The sequence below is a fragment of the Chrysiogenia bacterium genome (assembly GCA_020434085.1).
In the GTDB taxonomy this organism is placed as follows: domain Bacteria; phylum JAGRBM01; class JAGRBM01; order JAGRBM01; family JAGRBM01; genus JAGRBM01.
Window position 1 is genome coordinate 1 of record JAGRBM010000521.1, and the last position, 1,566, is coordinate 1,566.

A 1,566-nucleotide genomic window follows, 5' to 3' on the forward strand; every position below is an offset into this window, starting at 1 on the left:
GATCCTCGGCGGTGGCCGAGCTGCGCACCGCCACCAGGGGCGCGCCCCACTTTGCGCGCAGCTCTTTCCAGAACGCGCGCAGTTCCCTGCGAAGCGCCGGCGTCATTTCTCCGCCGTGGACGGCATGGATTCCCGCAGGCAGGCACCAGGCCTCGGGCACGGGAAGTCCCGCGCGAATCAGCCGCACCAGGCCGCAGCCCTTGCCCCCGAGCACTTCGAGGCGCTCGGGCGTGTTCTCATTGAGCTCGATGATCACGGTAGCAGGAGCTGTCCCATCATCTTCAGGACGCGCGGCGTGCGGGCAATCGCGCGGAGCGTTCCCGCGTGCCAGGCGTGTTCGATGATGCCGATGCCGTTTCGCGAGAGCCCCGGCGCGCTGATCTTGTAGCGGCTGTAACACTCTTCGAGCCACAGGCCGTTCTTGTAGAGCGGCGCCCGCCCGAGGGTCGTGGAGTTCACCGTGAAGTGCTTGCCGCTCTCGTCGTGAATCTCGATGGTCGTGCCCTTGGGCAGGTGTTTTTTGCCGCCGTCCCAGTGCCACTTCACTTCGAGCTTTTCGATGGCGTGATTCTTCCCGCCGTGAAAGATGTAGCCATTGATGTAGCGCTTGCCGCTGAAGAAGCCCTCCCAGCAGTTAAACGCCAGATCCTCGCCAAACTGCGCGCTGATCCAGTTCCACCCCTCGACGTTGGCCCAGTCACGCACGCCCCAGCTCTTGTCACGCTCGCCGGTACCGTCGATTTCCAGCTCGCGTCCCTTGAAGCGCGTGTAGCCGCGCACCCGGCCGGCCTGCTCGAGGTGCTCGCCCGCGACATTGGGCGGCAGCTCGCGCCCGCTGTCGTGATAGTCGAAGGCCGGTGTGTAGCTCTCCCAGAGAAGGTCCATCTGGCTTCGCCCTTCGAGGGTGATGCGCCAGCGCTTGAGCGGTTCCTCACAGGTGTAGACAAGGCCGCCGGTGCGCAGTCCGCCCTTGGCGCTCTGCTCACTCCACCCGCCTTTGGGCTTTTTGAGATTCACCGCCGGATAGACGAACTCTGGCTTGCCCTTCCGAATGGTGAGCACGAGCCCGTCCATCTGGTTCTCATTGAAACGAAATCCGATGCGGGTCAGCCCGAAGACATCGTGGCGCGGATCGGCCCAGGAAAAGTACCAGCTCTCCTGCCAGTGCTTTTCTTTCCCGATCGGATGGAGTTCCTCGTCCTGCGGCTCAATCATCGCGTGCGCCCTTCCCGAAAACCCCGCAACTTAACGGGATTAAATTATTGACCCGGAGATTATTTAATCGTATTAAATTAGTCAAGAGGTACGCGCCGTGGCCCGTCCCAAGAAAATCCCCGGACAGCCCGAGACCGCAGAGCGGGTCGTTGCGGCCGCCCGTGCCCTCTTTGCCGAGAAGGGCTACCGGGGCACCTCGCTCGAGGACATCGCCGCCGCCATCGATGTGCGCGCCCCGGCGATCCTCTACTATTTCCATTCCAAGCAGGCCCTGTTCGAGGAGGTCGTCCGCCGGCTCTACCTGGAGATCGAAAAGCTCGTCGATGCCTCCATCGCCTCGGCGCCGAAGGC

General features: G+C 63.2%; 3 protein-coding genes. 1 reads left to right on the top strand and 2 read right to left on the bottom strand.

All coding sequences use genetic code 11. The features are described 5' to 3' along the window. Both KDH09_17440 and KDH09_17445 read right to left on the bottom strand, forming a co-directional pair. Positions 1-256 (bottom strand): hypothetical protein (locus KDH09_17440; protein MCB0221485.1); only part of this gene is annotated, 256 nt, incomplete at its 3' end. Further along, complete coding sequence (locus tag KDH09_17445; protein MCB0221486.1) at positions 253-1,215, bottom strand: hypothetical protein; 963 nt, start codon at positions 1,213-1,215, stop codon at positions 253-255. The genes KDH09_17445 and KDH09_17440, both read right to left, overlap by 4 nt. 97 nt (positions 1,216-1,312) lie before the next feature. Here KDH09_17445 and KDH09_17450 point away from each other — a divergent pair. Beyond that, on the top strand, positions 1,313-1,566 hold a 254-nt coding region (locus tag KDH09_17450; GenBank protein MCB0221487.1), incomplete at its 3' end, for a TetR/AcrR family transcriptional regulator.

What these genes read in the sequence shown, in the direction of transcription:
- KDH09_17445 (MCB0221486.1), bottom strand. Translation starts at nt 1,215, where the DNA reads ATGATTGAGCCGCAGGACGAGGAACTCCATCCGATCGGGAAAGAAAAG.